Below are 20,087 nucleotides of genomic sequence, written 5' to 3' on the forward strand. Positions count from 1 at the left end.
CTTTAGCTGTTAATTCGGTTCCACATGCACATGGACATCGAATACTTCATGTTTTTTAATTAGGGCATTTTCCACTTTTGTGGCAACATCGTGTGCTTCCCGAATATTTAAGGTCGAATTGACCAGAATGACGACATCTACAACGGCGCTGTTTCCATAATTCCTTGCTTTCAGGTCCTTAATGCCTTTGACCCCTGGAATTCCCTCAATCGTATTTTTAAACGAATACATCTCCCTTACATCAAATCCATCTGTCAAACTATGTGAAGCAGAACGGAAAATATCCCACGCTGTGTTACAAATTAGCAAACCTACAATGATCGCGGTAAGTGGGTCTAGCCAAGGGAGATTAAATTGGGCACCGATAATGCCAATCGCCGTCCCAATACTAACCCAGGCGTCGGATAGATTATCTTTAGCTGCTGCCATGACAGCCTGGCTGTTAATTTGTGCCGCAAGCTTTCGATTATGACGGTAGACGAAATACATCACGACTGCACAAACCAAGCCTGTAATGGCGGATATAGGGTCGGGAGATGCACTTTTCCCATTTATTATCGTGGTTATTGCTGTGTACAAAACTTCAAACCCAACGACTAACATGATAAAAGAAGAAACCATTGATGCGACACTTTCCGCTTTCCAATGTCCGTATGGGTGGTCTTTATCAGCTGGTTTTTGCGATAATCTTAAGCCGATTAACACAACAATTGAGGCAATGACGTCAGTGGTGTTATTTAGCCCATCCGCTTTTAATGCTTCAGAATTTGTCATAAACCCCACAGTGAGCTTAAGAGCGGATAAACAAAGGTATGCCAGTATACTAATAATGGCCCCTTGTTCGCCCTTTTTTAATTCCAAATACTTTTCTTGTTCCATAGGTTTTTCCCCCAACATCTAATACCTTTACTATCTTAGCAATCTACTACCTAGTGGGTCTAGAGCAACCTTTTTAGTCTATTATTAAAATTATTGTAGAAGTAAAAAAAGTTTCTATTGGGAAAAACTTATTGTCTATATTCTTATAGGATGAAAATTTGTAATTATTTATACAATGGTTATTGACAAATTCCTATCGGTATAATAGGATTAATTAACAATTTAGTTTTTCGAAAAGGGGGGCGAATCGGCTGAAAACTCCAGAAGACTGGCAAGAAATTGCTGATCATCTTAAGAGAATGCTTGAATCGATCAAATTCGGATCGATCACTCTCGTTGTCCAAGACGGTAAAGTCATACAAATTGAGAAAAATGAAAAGGTTCGTCTTAAAAAACTATAAAACTCGCTGACTAGACAAACTAGAGGCGGTCTCTCACCAGTAAAGGTGGAAGACTGCCTTTTTTTATAGGCGATAGGAGGTTAATGACATTGACAAATACGATAACATACCAAAATTGGCAGCAAATAACGGATAACTTTTCGTCCGGGGATGAGACAAAAGGAGCCCTTGCTGTGTTGGACTGGGCCTATAAACAATACGATGAAGGAAAGATTGTCTATGCCTCAAGCTTTGGGGCGGAGGCGATTGTGTTAATTGACCTGATTCGCCAAGTGAAACATGATGCCCATATTGTCTTCTTGGATACCGACCTGCACTTTCTAGAAACCTATGAAGTTATTAAAAAAGTCCAAAAGCGGTTTCCTTCCTTGCAAATCGAAATGAAGAAACCCGCCTTGACATTGGATGAACAAGCGGCCCAATACGGCTCAGCGTTATGGAAGCGTGACCCAAACCAATGCTGTCATATCAGAAAGGTCGTGCCGTTAAGGGAGACGTTGACGGCAAAGGAGGCATGGATTTCTGGTCTGCGGCGGGATCAATCGCCAACGCGTAAGGATACCCAATTCATCAACAAGGATGAAAAATTTAACAATATTAAAATATGCCCGCTCATTCATTGGTCCTGGGAGGAAGTTTGGCAATATATCAGGGAACATGACCTCCCATACAACGAATTGCATGATCGAAATTACCCGAGTATCGGCTGCTTCCCGTGTACCCAGGCGGTCGGAGCAGATGGGGACTCCCGTGCCGGACGCTGGAGCGGAAGCAGTAAGACAGAGTGCGGCTTGCATACTTCATAAGGAGGGGATTCCTTGATTACCGTCATCGCAATTACAATCGGTCTGTTCTTTGCTATTAATATCGGCGCCAGCGGGGCGGCGGCCTCGATGGGAATTTCCTATGGCGCCGGAGTGGTGAAGAAGCAACTGGCTTTATTTCTCTGTGGTATCGCTGTATTTCTCGGGGCGTGGTTAGGCGGCGGCGAGGTAGTAAAGACGATTGGCAGCGGCATTGTTCCAGAGAGCACCTTTTCAAATGCCATTGCATTAATCGTGTTAGCTTCGGCAGCCTTGTCCTTATTTCTGGCCAATATTTTTGGGATTCCATTGTCCACTAGTGAAGTGGCCGTCGGAGCTGTTGTCGGCGCTGGGATTGTTTATCAATCTGTGTTCGTCGGCAAGCTGTTATGGATTATGGTATTTTGGCTGCTTACACCATTTGCCGCCTTTATCATGGCGATTATTGCCACCTATCTTTTAAAAATCAAAGCTGTGCAATCAATATTGGTGCATCGCAAGGCTGCCTCAATCCTGGCCGTTTTGATCGTGGTGATGGGATTGTTTGAGGCCTTCTCAGCTGGGATGAACAATGTAGCTAACGCAGTAGGGCCGCTTGTCGCAGCCGCTTTAATGACAAAGGAAAGCGGTGTACTCTGGGGCGGGTTGGCTGTTGCAGCGGGTGCTTGTCTGCTGGGACACCGGGTGATTGAAACCAATGGAAAAAAAATCACCTCCTTACGTTTGGAAGAAGGCTGTGTTATCTCCGGAACAGGCGCAAGCATTGTTACGGCAGCATCGTTATTCGGTATTCCGGTGCCGCTCACGCAAATTACGACTTCTTCCATTATCGGGATCGGCTTTGCCAAACATGGCAAAGCGGTTCTGAAAAAGGATATTGTTGTTCAATTGCTTACGGTTTGGCTCGTTTCCCCTGTTTTATCAATGGTCCTATCATATACGATTATTCAACTGGTGATTGTTCAAAATTTTTACCCGATCATTGTGATGGCAGGCGTGCTAATCTCCGTATTTGGCGTCCTGAACCTCATGAAAAGAACAGCCGTCAATGAGACGAATTATACAAAAGAATTAATAAGAAAGGTTGATTAACATGTCATTTTTACCAAAACCACACGGAGGAGAGCTTGTTCAGGCTTTTGACCCTAATTACGATATTACTTCAATCAGTAAAGAAATTATCATTGATTCAGTCGCTTTAAGTGATTTGGAATTAATCGGGATTGGCTTGTTCAGTCCGTTAACCGGTTTTCTTGGACAGAAAGATTACGAATCTGTGGTGGGCACGATGCGCTTGGCCAATGGAGCTGTTTGGTCAATTCCGGTAACCCTGCCTGTTTCCTATGAAGCAGCCAATTCTTTGGTGGTCGGAGAGGAAGTCAAGCTCAGCCATAATAATGAAGTTTATGGTGTTCTCAAGGTTTCCGAATGGTACGAACCGGACCTTACAAGGGAAGCACTTGAGGTTTACAAAACGGATGAATTAGCGCACCCTGGTGTGAAACGTTTGTTTGAACGTGGACCTGTATATGTGGCAGGAGAGATTACATTAGTGAAAAAATTGGAAAAAGGCGTATTTGGCGATGTATGGTTTGAGCCAAAGGAAACAAGGGAACTTTTTGAAGCAAAAGGCTGGAAAACAGTGGTTGGTTTTCAAACGAGAAATCCGATTCATCGTGCCCATGAATACATTCAAAAAGCGGCGCTCGAAACAGTCGACGGTTTGTTTGTGAACCCATTAGTCGGCGAAACAAAATCGGATGATGTGCCTGCAGATGTCCGGTTAAAAAGCTACCGGGTACTCTTGGAAAACTACTATCCGAAAGACCGGGTCCAGCTTGGGGTCTATCCAGCAGCGATGCGTTATGCCGGACCAAGAGAGGCCATTTTCCATGCAATTGCCCGGAAAAACTTTGGCTGCACCCATTTTATTGTCGGCAGGGACCATGCCGGGGTGGGGAACTATTACGGGACCTATGATGCTCAGCATATTTTCAGCCATTTTACAGAAGAGGAACTAGGCATTAAGCCGCTGTTCTTTGAACACAGCTTTTATTGCAGTAAGTGCGATGGGATGGCTTCGGATAAAACCTGCCCGCATGGCAAAGAGGACCGGGTCATCCTTTCCGGAACTAAGGTGAGGGAGATGCTTCGTTCTGGTGTATTGCCGCCGTCGACCTTCAGCCGCAAAGAGGTTGTGGAAGTATTAATTGAAGGCATGAGAGAGAAAACTACTGTGTAAGGAGACTCAAGATGGGAAAAGCAACGAATATTACCTGGCATGATACAACGATTACGAAATCAGAGCGCAGGATTCAAAATGGACACGGAAGCTGTACACTTTGGTTTACCGGGTTATCCGGTTCCGGAAAATCAACGATTGCCAATGCTGTTTCACATGAATTGTACCGGCTGGGAATTAATGAATATGTGCTTGATGGGGATAATATCCGCCATGGCTTAAATAAGGACCTTGGTTTTTCGGACCATGACCGGACAGAGAACATTCGGAGGATAGGGGAAGTGGCGAAGCTGTTTGTTGACAGTGGTAAAATTGTGACAACAGCATTCATATCTCCGTTTCGCTCCGATCGCGATGGGGTACGCGCATTGTTCGAGGAAGGGGAGTTTATCGAAATCTTCGTTGACTGCCCGATTGCTGAGTGCGAACGCCGAGACCCAAAACAGCTCTATGCAAAAGCACGCCGCGGCGAAATCAAGGATTTCACGGGGATTGATTCCCCGTATGAAGCACCGGAAGGACCGGAATTAACGGTTCATTCTGACCAGGTTACTGTTGCCGAGGCGGTACAACAAGTGTTAAATTATTTGCGTGAACAAAATATCATTTAGATTAGGTAAAGCAAAAAGGGGGCAGCCGTTATGAAAGCGATTCTTTACATCGGCCATGGAACTCGTTCAAACCAAGGAGCAGAGGAAGCGAGGGCTTTTGTCCATCGGGTGATGGAGCGAATTCCTATTCCAATCCAGGAGCTTAGTTTTCTAGAATTGACGGAACCGTCGATTGCACAAGGTTTTAACAGGTGTGTCGAAAAAGGAGCAACGGAAATCACGGTCGTTCCCATCTTTTTGCTGGCTGCCGGTCATATTAAAAAGGATATACCGGAAGCGTTGGATGTACTAAAGAAACAGTATCCTGAAGTTACCGTTAAAATAAAGGACCCTTTTGGTGTCCAAGGGCTACTGCTGGATGGTCTTGCTGAACTCATTTTAAATACGGCGGGGGACCTTTCCCAAAGGGACTCAATTCTTATCGTCGGCAGGGGCAGCAGTGATCCAAGCATCCATAAAGCCTTCGCCGAGATTGGCGAAGGAATGAAGGAGCGTCTCGGGACATCACTTGTATCAGTATGTTATCTTGCAGCCGCACAGCCTAAGTTTGACGAGGGTTTGGAGTTGATGTCGCAACAAGCCAGCGGGAGGGTGATTGTGGTCCCGTATTTATTATTTTCCGGACTGCTGCTTTCCGAAATAAATCAAAAGGTAGGCCAGAGGCAAGCTCACGGCCAGCCAATCATTCATACCGGACAGCTCAGTAAGCATAAAGTGATTGAAAACCTAATTGTTAAACGGGCAACAGAGGCATAAACATGAAAAAACACTCATAGGGTGTTTTTTTGCTTGTTTAAGTGTATCTGAATGGAACATTTCTTTATTTTAATGTAGTATTTTCATTGGGCGAGTCAGGAATACTAGATTCGGTTATTCTATTTTTGAAAGGAGAAGCAAAATGCCAAAAAGTTTAACAGATAGTACAAAATTACATAACGGCGTGGAAATGCCATGGTTCGGCCTTGGGGTTTTTAAAGTAAAAGAAGGCTCCGAGGTTATTGATTCAGTTAAGGCCGCGCTTAAAAACGGCTATCGCAGCATTGATACAGCTGCAGTTTACCAAAATGAAGAAGGCGTTGGGCAAGGCATTAGGGAATCCGGGGTTCAAAGAGAAGAAATTTTCGTTACCTCAAAGGTTTGGAATTCTGACCAAGGTTATGAAACCACCCTTCAGGCTTATGAAACAAGCTTAAAGAAACTAGGGCTTGAATACTTGGACTTATACCTCATTCACTGGCCAGGAAAAGATAAATTTAAAGACACTTGGAGAGCACTTGAAAAACTGTACAAAGATGGACGAGTCCGGGCCATTGGTGTAAGCAACTTTCATATCCATCATTTGGAGGATTTGCTTAAAGATGCAGAAATCAAGCCAATGGTGAACCAAGTAGAGTATCATCCACACTTGGCACAAAGGGATTTACTGGCCTATTGCCAGCGGGAAGGGATTCAGCTTGAAGCATGGTCACCACTTAAGCAAGGGCAATTATTGAATGAACCAACCATTTCCGAAATAGCAGAAAAATACGGGAAGACAACTGCCCAAATTATTCTGCGCTGGGATTTGCAAAATAAAGTAGTAACGATTCCAAAATCCATTAAAGAACAGCGAATCATTGAAAATGCGGATGTATTTGATTTCGAGCTTACTTCTGAAGATATGGAAAGATTAAATGCTTTAAATAAAGATGAGCGTACAGGTCCAAATCCGGATGAGTTTATGGCTGGTTTTACTGAATAAATGGTACAGAGCGGACAGTCAATAAGGGCGGCTGTTCGCTATTTTAAATTAAAATAAAACATGAACTAAGGTTCACCTTTTTGAATGAAAATGATATAATAAAAATATCTTTTAAATTTGGACAACATATATATTGTAAAGGAGTGATTGGATGACAGACGTTGCCAATTCCGCTATTCAACACCGCAGACTACCTTTTACCCGGATTATTTTTAGAATTGTGGCTATTACCATCGGAGCAATCATGATGGCGACAGGACTGGAAATATTCCTAGTTCCCAACCACGTTATTGATGGGGGAATCACCGGTATTTCTATTATGCTATCGCATATTTCTGGTTGGAAACTGGGAATCTTTCTGTTCCTGCTAAACTTGCCGTTTGTTTACATGGGTTATAAACAGATGGGGAAAACCTTTGCTTTCTCCACTGTATACGGCATTATTGTTTTATCTATTTTTACTTCATTTTTTCACCCGATTCCACCATTTACCGAAGATATTCTTCTGGCCACCGTATTTGGCGGGATGATTTTAGGAATAGGGGTCGGTCTTGTTATTCGCAATGGCGGAGCTTTGGATGGAACGGAGATTCTGGCCATTGTCATCAATAAAAAAGTCCCGTTTTCTGTCGGACAAATTATTATGTTTATCAACCTGTTTATTTTAGGGGCAGCCGGATTCGTCTTTAGCTGGGACCGGGCCATGTACTCGCTGTTAGCTTATGTGATTGCCTCAAAGGCGATTGACACCGTTGTCGCGGGGCTGGAGGAATCCAAATCTGTCTGGATTATCAGTGATGATGCAGAAAAAATTGGTGATGCGGTAAATGCCCGACTTGGCCGGGGAGTAACTTATTTGAAAGGTATGGGTGCCTATACTGGAGATAATAAGAAGGTTATTTTCAGTGTCATTACCAGACTTGAGGAATCTAAATTGACCACGATTGTCGAAGAAATTGACCCGACGGCATTTCTGGCGATTGCGGATATTTCGGAAGTCCGCGGCGGCCGTTTCAAAAAGCGGGATATTCATTAAAGTTTATACACAAAAGGATCTGCACAAACAGATCCTTTTTTATTAGATTAAAGCAATGCCTTAAAGGAATTTCTTATCACGTCACCGCGGCTTATGATACCAACCAATACCCCGTTACGTTCAACCGGGACCTTTTTGATTTGCCGATTCCCCAAGATGGCCGCAATATCCTCGACGTTTTCATTCCAATCCACCTTATAAACGCGCTTCTTGGCAATTTCCATCACATTTAAATTTAATAAGCGTTTTTCCCGCTCTTCGAATTCCTCATGATCGCCTTTTATGACAAAAGTATAGTAGAAATTGTCTACGACTTTGTCTTTATGTTTACCGATATATCGCATGATGTCGCCATCACTGACAAAAGCCACAACCTCATTTCTGTCATTCACTACAGGCAGTCCGCTGATTCGGTACTTTATAAATTTTTCAATCACCGCGCTGACCAGGTCACTATCTTTCACTTTGTGAACTGGGCTAATCATCATCTCATGTGCTTGCATGTCTAAACTCTCCTTTGGTGACCCATTTAAAAAATGTTAGTAATATAATTATACTAAATTTTTTAAATAACAAAAAAGAACTGACCACAAAAGCTGCTATGAACAACTTAGAGATCAGTCTACTTTTGTTTTCTAATGGACTTTGACTGGTGATAACAGTCCAAGAAATTTCTCAAACGGAATTTGGCAGGCAGGGTACTTTTCTAGTAAATCAAGCATGGTGATTTTTTTTTCTATCACATTTGTTTGATATGCTTCTTCTTCTAAAAGGGCCTCGAGTTCCATTTTGTGAGGCGGACAAACTGTGTACTTTGCCAGCTCCTGCAGCTGCTCGCGGGTAACAGCTTCCTGAGCATTTAGTCTTAAGTTTAGTAAATCGTACATGTGAACTGAGAAGTCCTTTTTCAGTTCTGTTGCATTTTCATGGTGATCATCAAGGATAACTTGTGTGTTCTTGTCTAAACCAAATCGCCCGAGAACACGATCGACAACCTCAGTAGAGCTTTGTTGTTGTGTGGTTTCCTGGTTTTCTACAGTTTGCAGCCCAAAAGCATCGATAATATTTGGCCATAATTGCCCGTGCCATTCTTCAAATTGATGGTCAAAATCGCTGCTTGCATCACCCTGACCCTTTGGTGCTATTCTAATTGCACCGTTTTCGGCGAGTTTTTCGTCAATGAAATTCGGGACACTTTGGTAGGTGCTCGCCCAGTTTGTGTCCCCGCAGCCAAATACGGCATAACGAACGCCTTCTAGGGAAATGCCTTCAGCTTCCTTCAGCCATCTGACGAATTTTCGGGCATTTTTCGGCGGATTTCCGTTATAGGAGGAGGTAACAATTAATACGGCTCCATCTTTGGGTAATACGCCAACGTATCCATCGAGCGGGGCGATTTCACTCCTAAAACCTTTAAACCGGACGCTCGCTGCTAAATCCTTTGCAATTCCTTCCGCTGTCCCCATATTGGAACCGTAAAGAATAAGCAAGGGAGTATTGTTGCCGCCTGTGAATTCGACATTTTCAAGCTTACCCAAATCCAAGCTGGAAGTAGATTGGGTTTCTGCTAGCGAAGCAAAGGGATCCAAGATTTTTTTATCACGCAATTCTACTCTTATTGAAAAATTACCGGGTTTCAACGTCATTGTTTGTTTAATTTTCAATTGATAGTTACTATGATCGATCAGCTTGAAATTCTGCAGAATCATTCCGATTAACAATGTGGCTTCGTGCAAGGCGAACTGCATTCCAATGCATGCTCTCTGTCCATTTCCAAAAGGCTTATAGGCATTATGCGGTATTTTTTTAGGATCACTAAATCGCTCCGGACGGAACTCCTCTGCGTCTTCTCCCCATGCCTCTTTGTCGCGATGGAGCTGTGGCAGGAGAATGGCCACATTCTGCTTCTTGTTAATCTTGTATTTACCGCCAAGCACCATATCTTCTTTCGCATAAAGTGTAAATTGCGGTGCGGTCGGATATAAGCGCAATGCTTCATTTAGTATCATTTTAATATATTTAAGTTGAAGCACTTGTTTATAGGTTGGAATCGTGCTAGTTAGCACGGTATCGACTTCTTCATAGGCTTTTTTTAGAACCTCTGGATGTTTTAATAACAGGTAAAGAGTAAAGGAAAGTAATCCGCTTGTTGTTTCATGACCGGCAATCAGGAAAGTAATAATCTGAAATCTGATATTCTCATCGTCAAGCATTTCTCCTGTTTGCGGATCCTTGACACTCAGCATTCGGGCAAGCAGGTCTGTTTCTCCTTGGTCCCCGCGTTCTTTCCGCTCCGCAATTAATTTATCCACAAGAGCAAACATTTCTTGAACATTCTTTTCAAAATCCTGTCTTTTTTTCACCATCAATTTTTCTTGAATCGGCAGACGCGTTCCTTTATGCATCGCCTCGTCAAGGGCATTCACCATATTGACGATAAACGGATCATGAGATTCCTTATAGAAGCTGTTAAACCGATAATTAAAACCGCATAAGCCAATCGTATCGAGTGTCAGCCTGGTCATATTATCGGGTACATCAATGCTCTGATTAGGATTCAGGCGTGCCCATTTTTGCACCAACTGCAGGGCAATTTCTACCATCATCGAATGGTATCCCTTCATGGCCGATAGGCTGAATGCAGGCATCAGGATATTATGTGCTTTTTGCCAGTTAGGCTCATTGGTTTTACCTGTAAATAGTCCATCTCCAGCGAATGTACGCACCTGATGCAAACCGCCAAGAAGGCTCTTATCAAATTTAGGGTTATTCAAAACCTCAGCAGCCCATTTTTCCCCGGAGATAAAGACTGTAGAAAAACCGCCGAAGAACTCCATGCGAAAAATAGGTCCATACTTTTCAGCGATTTTCCATAGTGAAAGTGTTGGCGCTTCCTTGTCAAGCAAGGGCATATTGCCAAGGGGCCCATACGTTTTGGGCTGGGGGATTGCCACAGTTTCAGTAGTAGCCATTATAAATTTGAACCTACCTTTCCTTTTTTTATAATTTTAAAATAATATTTTACTAGATTATAACATTAACAAATTGGAAAGATAAAGACATATAAAATTAAAAATTCTGACAAATTTCTACAAACTTCTTGCGTTGATATAGTCGAAATCTCTTGAAAATCGCTAGAATTACTGAAAACGTTTTCATACTGGTGTTATAATATTACAGAAGGATGCTGGCTTGGGTTCATAACTACTATGTGCATTTTCAAGGTTGAATTATTATTTTAAAAGAATTATCCTATAGTTGTTTTGTATAAATAATGAATTAACAGTGGAAATAGGAGACAGTAGTTGGACGAACTGGTATGATTCAGTTGTAAGGGAATTCATCTTAATTAGAGGTGGGAGACATGTTGGTAGCGGACAAAACAAGAGTGGAGCAGGATTTTTTGGGAACCAAAGAGATACCGTTTGATGCCTATTACGGGATTCAAACCTTGAGAGCGGTTGAAAACTTCCCCATTACCGGCTATCGCGTTCATAAGGAATTAATTATTGCATTGGCAATGGTTAAGAAAGCGGCAGCTATTGCAAATATGAATACAAAGCGTTTATATAGCGGACTTGGTGAAAAAATGGTTCAGGCCGCAGATGAAATGATCACCGGAAAATGGCATGAACATTTTATCGTGGACCCTATCCAGGGTGGCGCCGGAACGTCAATGAACATGAATGCCAATGAGATCATTGCAAACCGGGCATTGGAATTGTTAGGACATCAAAAAGGTGAATATAAACATCTAAGCCCTAACAGTCATGTGAATATGTCACAATCGACCAATGACGTGTTTCCTACAGCAATTCATATTGCTTCTCTGAAATCGTTGGAGAAATTGTTGGTGACGATGGAAGAAATGGAGACCGTTTTCAAGGAAAAAGCGAAGCAGTTTGAAAAAGTTATAAAAATGGGGCGTACCCATCTTCAGGATGCTGTTCCAATTCGCCTTGGCCAGGAATTTGAAGCGTATTCACGGGTTCTCGCCCGGGATATCAAACGGATTAAGCAATCGAGGTCCCATTTGTATGAAGTGAATATGGGGGCAACTGCTGTTGGAACAGGACTGAATGCCGATCCAAACTATATTAAAGATGTGGTAAAACAATTGGCCCAAATCAGCGGCCTTCCTTTGGTGAATGCCGAACATTTAGTTGATGCCACTCAAAACACAGATGCGTATACGGAAGTTTCGGCAGCATTGAAAGTTTGTATGATGAATATGTCGAAAATCGCTAATGATATTCGCTTAATGGCTTCCGGTCCACGTGCAGGGTTAGGGGAGATTACACTGCCTGCGAGGCAGCCTGGATCTTCGATCATGCCAGGTAAAGTAAATCCGGTCATGCCGGAGATGATTAACCAAATCGCTTTCCAAGTGATTGGAAATGATCATACTATCTGTTTAGCCTCTGAAGCTGGCCAGTTGGAACTTAACGTTATGGAGCCGGTGCTAGTATTTAATTTGCTTCAGTCAATTAGTATCATGAATAACGGCTTCCGCTCATTTACCGATTATTGCTTAAAGGGAATCGAGGCAAATGAAGCGAGATTAAAAGAGTACGTGGAAAAAAGCGTCGGGATTATCACGGCCGTAAATCCACATCTGGGCTACGAAGTTGCGGCAAGAATAGCCCGGGAAGCAACGATAACTGGCAAATCTGTTCGCGAGTTATGTCTTAAATATGATGTGTTAAGCGAAGAAGAGCTTGATCTAATCCTTAATATTTACGAAATGACAAAGCCTGGTATTGCCGGTGCTTCCCTATTGGAAAGAGATTAAAACAAAAAGCGAACAGTTCAACTGTTCGCTTTTTTGCATTATAAATAATGATTCGCTTTCCGGCTATTACAAATAAAACAGCTTTCTTCTTCCTTCCATGACAAGAAAGAGTCACCGCAGGTTTTGCATTTACTTTTTCTAATAGGTATGCTCACTGTTCTGGCTTCGCAAACATTTGGTTCAATCTTTATACCATCATAGTGACAAACATCAACACAGAGTGAACAACCAGTACATTTTCCAGTGATTACATTAAGTTTTCCCTCTTGGATTGAAAAAACTTCTTCAGGGCAAAGCCGAAAGCATGCTTCACATAATGTGCATTTCTCTTGATTCAGTTCTATCGTAGTAAATGCCCAGTCGGGAAACAAATCACTCCGTCTGAATTCCCCATGATTCTGCCGCCATTTGACCGGTGTTATCGTGGCGGCCGCCAGTTTCTTGCTTTCAAAAGAGAGCTTATTGAAAAATTCCCTCCTTGAAAGTTTTGCCTGCTCCAGGTTTTTCGAGTCTTCCGTTTTACTTATTTCGAAAGGGGACTCTTTCATTTGGATTAGCAGGATATTCGTCTCCTTAACGATATTCAACAGTTGCTGGTTAGGTACTGTGATATATAAATTTCTTATTTCATGAGTATGCAGGCGTAATAATTCGTTTACCGTTGGCAATGGTCCATCATCCAAGATTAATATTTTGTTGATTATTTTTCTGGAAGGGGATCGCCCCTCAATTGCCTGAACGGGGCAAAGTGTGACGCAGCGGCCGCAAAGGTCACAGCTTTGATTATTCATGATTGGAATTCTGTTACTATAGGAAATAGCCTGTACCTCACAGCTATCTTTACAGAGTGTACAGGTACTGAAAGGGCTAAAGTTTCTCAAACAATGGTCTGCCGCCTTTACTTCATAGCTAAGGCCTTCCAGCCAATTCATCACTAACGACATTTTTTCACCTTCTTTGCATTCTCTCTTCATTTTAACTCGGTAAGAATAGGTAAATCATAAAGCTTTATAACAATTTCCTAACAATTTGGGCAAACAAAAAGCATGCACTACATGGAGCACGCCTTTTGTTTGGATTTGACTATAAATTAGAACTAATGAAGGAGTTCACTTAAGGGAACTATTTCATATCCCATCGCTTTCAGTTTGGGAATAACCTGATCCACCGCATCCGGTGTATTGATGCCGCCGATATGCATGAGAATAATGTCGCCATTGCTTGCCCCGGCTTCGATGCGGGAAATGAGTTCCTCCATTGTTGGCTGGCGCCAGTCAATACTATCTAGCGACCATTGGATGCTGTAGGGATAGCCGGCTTCACCAACGGTTTTCAATGCTGAAGCATTATAGGAGCCGTATGGAAATCGAAAATAGGGCTGAGGTGAAACTCCGGTTATATTCTTAATGATTTGCTCAGCCTTTAGAATATCCTGTTTAAAAGCAGTGGCTGTTGTCTTGACCGCGTCGGGGTGGGAATAGGAATGGTTGCCGATTTCGTGGCCATCAGCAACGATTCTCTTGGCATAGTCAGGAAACTTTTCAACCCACTTTCCAGTTAAGAAGAATGTAGATTTGATATTATGCTTTTTTAATACGTCTAAAATTTTGATCCCAACAGCATCGCTTCCAGCATCAAAGGTAAAGGCAATTTCCTTTTTTTGCTGGCTGCCGCTTGAAATAAGGATAGAAGAGGCAGTGGCTGGTGGTTTTTCCTCTTTAGGTGGTTCTTTTGGTGGTGCCGGCTCGGCATTTTTTCCATAAATTCTCAAGATTTGACCGACAATAATTGTATCTGTTTTCAGCCCATTCCATTGCTTGATTTTATCTACCGTTACTTGTGCTCTGCTGCTAATTGACCAAAGCGTATCTCCCTTAACAACCTTGTAATCTAATGACCCATTTTCAGGAACCGTAATTTTTTCAGGTTGGGCTGGCGCTGGCTTTTGCGGTTCAGGTTTTTCATCAGCTGGTTTCTCATCCACTGGCTTTTCTTCTTCTGGAGGCAGCTCCTCATTTGGCTTTTCGTCATTATTTCCGTCAGCGGGAGCAGGCGCTTCTGTCTTTGGCGGTTTACTAGAGAGTTCCTTGCTGATAACGGCTGTATCCTGGTTAAGATAGAATAGCATAAACACAACTGTGATCAGACTGAGCCCTGATAAAGTAAAGTAAATCCACTTCCCGCCCGTTTTTTTATAGTGGGACATAACACCTAAGACTAAAAATAACGCAAATACAGTAATGGTAAGTAAAATGAAGATTTCTGACATGATATTTCCCCCTTTTTACATAAACTAGGGAGCAAAAATCTTGGGATTGTATTGGAAAAATATTTTGGAATGGAAAAGTGTGATGTTGAAGGGATGAGTGAGGAGCGGATTTCTGCTTTTATTATACCATATGAGGATTTGGACCTATATGCCACGAAAACTTGAGATCAAAAAAATAAAATAAGCATGCAAGGGAGATTTGCACGCTTGTCACCATCACTTTTCACTTTTCTTATCATTGCTTTTTTTATCGCTAAGTGTTCGATATATTTGCGTATTCATGCTGCCTTCAACGATATTTTCGAGAAAAAACGGTCCGATGAGCTCAAGGTAACCTTCGTCGTCAAACATTTTTTTATTTTGCCATTCCATTTCTGCCAAACCGTCGTAGGTGGATAGGAGTGCGTATGTATGATCATTTCCGGAAATCGGTGTTAAAATCTCGACTTTATGATTAAAATTATCTTTCCTTAATTTTTTTATTTCTCTTAAATTTTCAATTGCCTCTTTAAATTTTTCCTGTTTTACAACGAACGTCTGGTACACAATAACAGACATTTCTGCACCCCCAAATATATTTAGCTGGTACCTATAATATGGACTTTTTTCCCTTCTTTATTCATTTTAAACGGGGTAAAATGGAATAGGAAAATACACTGGATGCTAAAAAAAATGGAAGATATTGATGTTTTTTGGGAACATGGCGTACGAAAATGGAATAGATTAGGAGATTCGTTGAAACTAATTCCTCACAACAACCGTCTATGTTTAAAAAGAGGCAATGGAATCTAGAAAACGGAGGAACAGTTGGGGATGTTAAAGCGTCGTAAGTTGTTGTTGCTATTGGTTGCTGGCAGTTTATTTGGAATGGTCGGATGTGCAAAGGAAACAGTGATGGAAAAAGAGGTTAAAGCAACTGAAACTCAGCAGAAAAAGGCAGATAAGACAATAGTAGCCGAAAAGAAAGCTGAGAAACCTGTTATTGTGAATATCATAGATCCAAATAATAAGACCATTATTAAATCGTTTACACCAAAGGATTATGGTTTCGGAAAAGATAACGATCAATATAAAGCACAACTTCACAAATGGGCGAAGGAATTGGCAAGAGGGACGAAGGATACACCTGGATATGATAAACGGATGATTCTTGATAAAATTGACGCCAATGGACAGGTAATTAAAGGGGCCCCACAAACTATCCTTGATGAATCAGAATTGACAGAAAAGCTATTCCAAGTATCAGCAAAGGGCGGCGATGTAGAGATCCCTCTCTACACGACAGCCAGTGGTTATAAGATGGAGGATGTTTCTAGTTTGGATGATGTGGTCGTTGCATCGTTTACGACACGTTTTAATGGTAATGTTGCCGGAAGATCAAAAAATATTCAATTATCCGCCGAAGCGCTAAATAACGTTATACTGGGTGACGGCGATTCATTTTCATTTAATAGTACAGTAGGACCGAGGACTGTAGAAGCTGGCTATCAACCAGCGCCAGAGATTATCAACGGGGAATTGGTTGATGGCATTGGGGGAGGCATTTGTCAGACGTCATCCACTTTATTTAATGCCATTGATCAGCTGCCGGTAAGCTATATCGAGCGGCACAATCATTCCCTTAACGTTGGCTACGTACCGGTAGGAAGAGATGCCACAGTTTCTTATGGAGGTTTGGATTTCAGATTTAAAAACACAACAGGGGTGCCGCTGATGTTAAAAGCTATTTATAAAAAAGGCGCGTTAACGTTTGAGATCAGGACCTCAAAAATGTATAAATCAATGATGAAAAAATCTGTATAAAGATTTAAACCCTTCATGCTTGCTTTTGCATGAAGGGTTTTTATTATATTCTGATAACCTGTTATCTGAATTGTTCCCAGTCGGTATAATGACCGCTGCCTTGGCAACCAGGACATTCAAAGGAATTAAAATAAGCAAATTCATTATAGGGATAAACCGTGTAGCCTCGTCCCTGACAATCTGGACACTTGCCTTGGTCTCTCATATTAGAGAGATGATTTTGATAACGAGTTTCTCTCCATTGATTAAAAGAGTTGAGCAGTCCCATTTTTTTCACCTCATTATTTAGGCTTTACAATTAGTATGGGGTAAAAATGGAATATTTATGCTTTGCCTTTTCCAATAATTTAGGAGGATACTGGTGCAGATTCATTCCATTCTTCAACTAATTACTATTATGTAATAATATTTTTATGAAAAATTGCCCCTTTTTGTGCAGGTTTAATAAAACAAAAATGAAAGCGCATCCTAAAAAAAAGGGGGGGAATTTAATGAATCTGCCTGAAAACAGAGAAACACATGAACTGCAAAGAACCATGAAGGCACGCCATCTGTTTATGATTTCTCTTGGCGGGGTAATCGGTTCCGGCCTTTTCTTAGGTTCGGGTTATACTATCAGCCAAGCAGGACCAACAGGAGCCATTCTATCGTATATTGTCGGCGGCTTTATTATGTTTTTAACGATGCTATGTCTTGGAGAATTATCTGTTGCCATGCCTGTATCGGGATCGTTTCAAACCTATACAACAAAATTCATTGGCCCGGGAACCGGCTTTGCCCTTGGCTGGCTTTACTGGTTAGGCTGGGCTGTTACCGTTGCCTTAGAGTTCCTGGCAGCAGGACAGTTGATGGAAAGATGGTTCCCTGATACACCGACGTGGATTTGGAGTGCTTTATTTGCAGTCATCTTGTTTTCAGTAAATGCACTATCTGCCAAAGCCTTCGGTGAAGCCGAATTTTGGTTTTCAAGCATTAAAATCATTGCGATACTGTTATTCATTGCCTTAGGCGGTGCCGCCATGTTTGGTTTAATTGATTTAAAAGGCGGACAAGAAGCACCGTTCCTGTCCCGCTTTACCGCATATGGTCTTTTGCCAAATGGAATCTCAGCCCTTATTATTACAATGATTGCGGTAAACTTTTCATTTCAGGGTACTGAATTAATTGGGATTGCCGCTGGGGAAAGCGAGACACCAGAAGTGACGATTCCAAAATCAATTAGGCAAACTGTCTGGCGCACTATGGTCTTTTTCGTGCTCGCTATTTTTGTAGTAGCAGGGTTAATCCCAATGGAAAAGGCGGGGGTGATCGAGAGTCCATTTGTTGTGGTCTTTGACAGTATCGGTATACCTTACGCGGCAGATATCATGAACTTTGTTATTCTTACTGCGCTACTGTCGGTTGGAAACTCCGGACTATATGCAGCAACTCGCATGCTTTATGCCTTGTCAAAAGAAAAAATGGCCAGTCCTGCTCTTGCCAAAGTGAATAACCGGGGCGTTCCGTTTAATGCTCTTTTGATCACCCTCGGTATTGCGCTTTTGTCATTATTAACAGGATTTTTTGCAGAGGAGACAGTTTTTGTTTGGCTGCTATCAGTTGCTGGCTTAGGTGCACAAGTTGGCTGGATCTCCATTACAGCTTCACAAATTGCCTTTCGCCGTAAGTTTATTCGCGAGGGTGGAAGAGTCGAGGATTTAAAATTTAAGACCCCGCTTTTCCCAATCCTGCCGATCATTAGCTTAACGTTAAACATTGCAGTACTTGTCAGCTTAGCGTTTGACTCTGAACAGCGCTTGGCCTTATACCTAGGCATTCCGTTTGTCATCGTCTGCTATCTGATTTATCACTTTAAGATTAAGGGCAATCGCGAGAAAGGCGATTTGGAGGAGCAAGAAATCCAATTGCAAAATGACAAGAGAATGATTATTTAATTCCTGTAAAAGCGCTGCGACACCAAAGCGATTTATAGTTTTTTGGACATACTACTAATGAGGTGATTTCTAATGGATAAATGGAACGAGCAATCAGCCCCAAATAACAATTTGCCTCCAAGTTCACTAAAGACAGGGAACTTTCTTGGTAACAGTAAAAAAGACCATGAATTTTCCGAAGAATTGTCTGATGGCGGAGAGCGTGACCAGTTCATTAAACGGCACCAAAATGATTTAAAGATGAAATGAAAGCGGCGATGGGATGATCGCCGCTTTTTTTCTTTACAAAGACTCGGCTTTATCAGAAGGGTGCTGGATTCTACACGAATTTAGACTAATTCTACATAGAAGAAGGATAATTCTACGTGATTAGAGGCTAATTCTACGTAAAACCAGAACAATTCTACATAATTCATGACTAATTCTACGCAACTACCCATTAATTCTACAAAAATAAAAAGCAGGGTCAATGAACTTGACCCTGCTTTACCCACCTAAAATTAGTCCCCATTAAACATGTCAAATATGCCGCGTGCGATGCTTCCTTCATCTTTGCCGCCGCCGCGGTGTGGGGCTGCCGCAAATACGCGGCTAGCCAGTCTGCTGAACGGCAGCGACTGAATCCAAACGGAACCAGGACCGCGGAGAGTTGCGAAGAACAGACCTTCACCACCAAATAAGGCAGTTTTAACTCCTTTTACAAATTCAATATCGTAGCTGACATTGCTGGTCATCGCCACCAAACAGCCAGTATCAACGCGCAATGTTTGACCTGGAAGTAGCTCTTTTTTGGTAATTGTTCCACCTGCGTGAACAAAGGCCATTCCGTCGCCTTCTAGCTTTTGCATAATAAAGCCTTCGCCGCCAAAAAAGCCGACACCGATTTTGCGTTGAAACTCAATCCCGACCTGAACCCCTTTTGCAGCCGCCAGAAACGCATCCTTTTGACAGATGATCTTGCCGCCAAGCTGGCTCAAGTCCATTGGAATGATTTTTCCTGGATATGGAGAGGCAAACGACACATGACGTTTACCGGAACCCGCATTGGTAAAGGTCGTCATAAATAAACTTTCGCCAGTGAGAACTCGTTTCCCCGCAGAGAAAAGCTTACCCATCAGACCGCCGCCTCCGCCGCCGCCGGAGCCATCACCGAAAATCGTTTCCATTTGAATGTCATCATCCATCATCATAAAGCTGCCCGCTTCGGCGACAACCGTCTCGTGCGGATCAAGTTCAACCTCAACAAACTGCATATCATCGCCATGAATCTTGTAATCAATCTCATGATTATTCATACAAGCTACCTCCACCTATTTAAAAATACAAGCCAACTATATTTTAAAATAAATAGGAAGAAAGTGCTAATTTTAACCAAAAAATCCAAAATAAAAAGGACGCCTGAATAGTTCAGACGTCCTTTTCTGCGTATTGCGGCGAAAAACCACACTCCACATAGTGTGTTCCGTTAAGGAATGTTTTTCGACTTATGCAACTCAGCTCATCGTTAGATGATTATAACATCCCCATAATAAAATATCAATGAAACAATTTTTAACATTTTACTTGAATATATATA

Annotated in this window: 19 protein-coding genes; 12 read left to right on the top strand and 7 right to left on the bottom strand. The window is 42.1% G+C overall.

All coding sequences use genetic code 11. From position 1 onward, the window contains the following. Positions 1-9 precede the first annotated feature (9 nt). Positions 10-879 carry a cation diffusion facilitator family transporter gene (locus ACZ43M_RS10940; protein WP_464507434.1) on the bottom strand — a complete coding sequence of 290 codons (870 nt, stop codon included), beginning with the start codon at positions 877-879 and terminating at the stop codon, positions 10-12. A 278-nt stretch (positions 880-1,157) separates the two neighbouring features. Here ACZ43M_RS10940 and ACZ43M_RS10945 point away from each other — a divergent pair, with 278 nt between their 5' ends. From ACZ43M_RS10945 to ACZ43M_RS10980, 8 genes are all read left to right on the top strand, one after another. Continuing rightward, on the top strand, positions 1,158-1,280 hold the full coding sequence (locus tag ACZ43M_RS10945) for a YezD family protein (RefSeq protein WP_464508005.1): 123 nt from the start codon (positions 1,158-1,160) through the stop codon (positions 1,278-1,280). An 83-nt stretch (positions 1,281-1,363) separates the two neighbouring features. Continuing rightward, on the top strand, positions 1,364-2,086 hold the full coding sequence (locus ACZ43M_RS10950) for a phosphoadenylyl-sulfate reductase (RefSeq protein WP_464507435.1): 723 nt from the start codon (positions 1,364-1,366) through the stop codon (positions 2,084-2,086). Between the two features lie 12 nt (positions 2,087-2,098). After that, positions 2,099-3,175, top strand: a complete 1,077-nt coding sequence (locus ACZ43M_RS10955; protein ID WP_464507436.1) for an anion permease — start codon at positions 2,099-2,101, stop codon at positions 3,173-3,175. Position 3,176: 1 nt separating this feature from the next. Next, a complete protein-coding gene (gene sat / locus ACZ43M_RS10960; RefSeq protein ID WP_464507437.1) occupies positions 3,177-4,325 on the top strand; it encodes a sulfate adenylyltransferase in 1,149 nt (382 codons plus the stop codon). Between the two features lie 11 nt (positions 4,326-4,336). After that, entirely contained in the window at positions 4,337-4,936 is a 600-nt protein-coding gene (gene cysC / locus ACZ43M_RS10965) for an adenylyl-sulfate kinase (protein WP_464507438.1), read from the top strand. A gap of 30 nt (positions 4,937-4,966) precedes the next feature. Continuing rightward, positions 4,967-5,692, top strand: coding sequence for a sirohydrochlorin chelatase (locus ACZ43M_RS10970; protein WP_464507439.1), 726 nt, complete (start codon positions 4,967-4,969; stop codon positions 5,690-5,692). Positions 5,693-5,834: 142 nt separating this feature from the next. Continuing rightward, a complete protein-coding gene (locus ACZ43M_RS10975) occupies positions 5,835-6,677 on the top strand; it encodes an aldo/keto reductase (RefSeq protein ID WP_464507440.1) in 843 nt (280 codons plus the stop codon). A gap of 151 nt (positions 6,678-6,828) precedes the next feature. After that, the gene (locus tag ACZ43M_RS10980; RefSeq protein ID WP_464507441.1) at positions 6,829-7,713 is read left to right on the top strand and encodes a YitT family protein; all 885 of its coding nucleotides are present in this window, start codon (positions 6,829-6,831) and stop codon (positions 7,711-7,713) included. A 47-nt stretch (positions 7,714-7,760) separates the two neighbouring features. Here ACZ43M_RS10980 and ACZ43M_RS10985 read toward each other — a convergent pair whose 3' ends face one another. Further along, the gene (locus ACZ43M_RS10985; protein WP_464507442.1) at positions 7,761-8,216 is read right to left on the bottom strand and encodes a CBS domain-containing protein; all 456 of its coding nucleotides are present in this window, start codon (positions 8,214-8,216) and stop codon (positions 7,761-7,763) included. A 132-nt stretch (positions 8,217-8,348) separates the two neighbouring features. Beyond that, a complete protein-coding gene (locus ACZ43M_RS10990) occupies positions 8,349-10,685 on the bottom strand; it encodes a cytochrome P450 (RefSeq protein WP_464507443.1) in 2,337 nt (778 codons plus the stop codon). Between the two features lie 392 nt (positions 10,686-11,077). On the opposite strand from ACZ43M_RS10990, the gene aspA reads away from it, so the two are divergent. Continuing rightward, the gene (gene aspA / locus ACZ43M_RS10995; RefSeq protein ID WP_464507444.1) at positions 11,078-12,505 is read left to right on the top strand and encodes an aspartate ammonia-lyase; all 1,428 of its coding nucleotides are present in this window, start codon (positions 11,078-11,080) and stop codon (positions 12,503-12,505) included. A gap of 38 nt (positions 12,506-12,543) precedes the next feature. On the opposite strand, the gene ACZ43M_RS11000 is transcribed toward aspA, so the two are convergent. From ACZ43M_RS11000 to ACZ43M_RS11010, 3 genes are all read right to left on the bottom strand, one after another. Beyond that, positions 12,544-13,449 carry a 4Fe-4S binding protein gene (locus ACZ43M_RS11000; RefSeq protein ID WP_464507445.1) on the bottom strand — a complete coding sequence of 302 codons (906 nt, stop codon included), beginning with the start codon at positions 13,447-13,449 and terminating at the stop codon, positions 12,544-12,546. A gap of 152 nt (positions 13,450-13,601) precedes the next feature. After that, positions 13,602-14,774 (bottom strand): polysaccharide deacetylase family protein, encoded by a 1,173-nt coding sequence (locus tag ACZ43M_RS11005; protein ID WP_464507446.1) that lies wholly within the window; start codon positions 14,772-14,774, stop codon positions 13,602-13,604. A gap of 216 nt (positions 14,775-14,990) precedes the next feature. Then, on the bottom strand, positions 14,991-15,332 hold the full coding sequence (locus tag ACZ43M_RS11010) for a hypothetical protein (protein ID WP_464507447.1): 342 nt from the start codon (positions 15,330-15,332) through the stop codon (positions 14,991-14,993). Positions 15,333-15,587: 255 nt separating this feature from the next. On the opposite strand from ACZ43M_RS11010, the gene ACZ43M_RS11015 reads away from it, so the two are divergent. The 3 genes from ACZ43M_RS11015 (at position 15,588) to ACZ43M_RS11025 (ending at position 18,760) form a co-directional block, all read left to right on the top strand. Continuing rightward, positions 15,588-16,577 (top strand): VanW family protein, encoded by a 990-nt coding sequence (locus ACZ43M_RS11015; RefSeq protein WP_464507448.1) that lies wholly within the window; start codon positions 15,588-15,590, stop codon positions 16,575-16,577. 491 nt (positions 16,578-17,068) lie between these two features. Next, positions 17,069-18,511, top strand: a complete 1,443-nt coding sequence (locus tag ACZ43M_RS11020) for an amino acid permease (protein WP_464507449.1) — start codon at positions 17,069-17,071, stop codon at positions 18,509-18,511. 72 nt (positions 18,512-18,583) lie between these two features. After that, the gene (locus tag ACZ43M_RS11025; RefSeq protein ID WP_464507450.1) at positions 18,584-18,760 is read left to right on the top strand and encodes a hypothetical protein; all 177 of its coding nucleotides are present in this window, start codon (positions 18,584-18,586) and stop codon (positions 18,758-18,760) included. Positions 18,761-19,011: 251 nt separating this feature from the next. Here ACZ43M_RS11025 and ACZ43M_RS11030 read toward each other — a convergent pair whose 3' ends face one another. Then, complete coding sequence (locus ACZ43M_RS11030) at positions 19,012-19,806, bottom strand: TIGR00266 family protein (RefSeq protein WP_464507451.1); 795 nt, start codon at positions 19,804-19,806, stop codon at positions 19,012-19,014. Positions 19,807-20,087 lie beyond the last annotated feature (281 nt).

This window comes from Neobacillus sp. B24, assembly GCF_055381825.1.

Bases quoted from the DNA above. Each gene is read 5' to 3' on its own strand.
- ACZ43M_RS10940 (WP_464507434.1), bottom strand. From the start codon at position 879: ATGGAACAAGAAAAGTATTTGGAATTAAAAAAGGGCGAACAAGGGGCC.
- ACZ43M_RS10950 (WP_464507435.1), top strand. From the start codon at position 1,364: ATGACATTGACAAATACGATAACATACCAAAATTGGCAGCAAATAACG.
- sat (WP_464507437.1), top strand. From the start codon at position 3,177: ATGTCATTTTTACCAAAACCACACGGAGGAGAGCTTGTTCAGGCTTTT.
- cysC (WP_464507438.1), top strand. From the start codon at position 4,337: ATGGGAAAAGCAACGAATATTACCTGGCATGATACAACGATTACGAAA.
- ACZ43M_RS10970 (WP_464507439.1), top strand. From the start codon at position 4,967: ATGAAAGCGATTCTTTACATCGGCCATGGAACTCGTTCAAACCAAGGA.
- ACZ43M_RS10975 (WP_464507440.1), top strand. From the start codon at position 5,835: ATGCCAAAAAGTTTAACAGATAGTACAAAATTACATAACGGCGTGGAA.
- ACZ43M_RS10980 (WP_464507441.1), top strand. From the start codon at position 6,829: ATGACAGACGTTGCCAATTCCGCTATTCAACACCGCAGACTACCTTTT.
- ACZ43M_RS10985 (WP_464507442.1), bottom strand. From the start codon at position 8,216: ATGCAAGCACATGAGATGATGATTAGCCCAGTTCACAAAGTGAAAGAT.
- ACZ43M_RS10990 (WP_464507443.1), bottom strand. From the start codon at position 10,685: ATGGCTACTACTGAAACTGTGGCAATCCCCCAGCCCAAAACGTATGGG.
- aspA (WP_464507444.1), top strand. From the start codon at position 11,078: ATGTTGGTAGCGGACAAAACAAGAGTGGAGCAGGATTTTTTGGGAACC.
- ACZ43M_RS11000 (WP_464507445.1), bottom strand. From the start codon at position 13,449: ATGTCGTTAGTGATGAATTGGCTGGAAGGCCTTAGCTATGAAGTAAAG.
- ACZ43M_RS11005 (WP_464507446.1), bottom strand. From the start codon at position 14,774: ATGTCAGAAATCTTCATTTTACTTACCATTACTGTATTTGCGTTATTT.
- ACZ43M_RS11010 (WP_464507447.1), bottom strand. From the start codon at position 15,332: ATGTCTGTTATTGTGTACCAGACGTTCGTTGTAAAACAGGAAAAATTT.
- ACZ43M_RS11015 (WP_464507448.1), top strand. From the start codon at position 15,588: ATGTTAAAGCGTCGTAAGTTGTTGTTGCTATTGGTTGCTGGCAGTTTA.
- ACZ43M_RS11020 (WP_464507449.1), top strand. From the start codon at position 17,069: ATGAATCTGCCTGAAAACAGAGAAACACATGAACTGCAAAGAACCATG.
- ACZ43M_RS11025 (WP_464507450.1), top strand. From the start codon at position 18,584: ATGGATAAATGGAACGAGCAATCAGCCCCAAATAACAATTTGCCTCCA.
- ACZ43M_RS11030 (WP_464507451.1), bottom strand. From the start codon at position 19,806: ATGAATAATCATGAGATTGATTACAAGATTCATGGCGATGATATGCAG.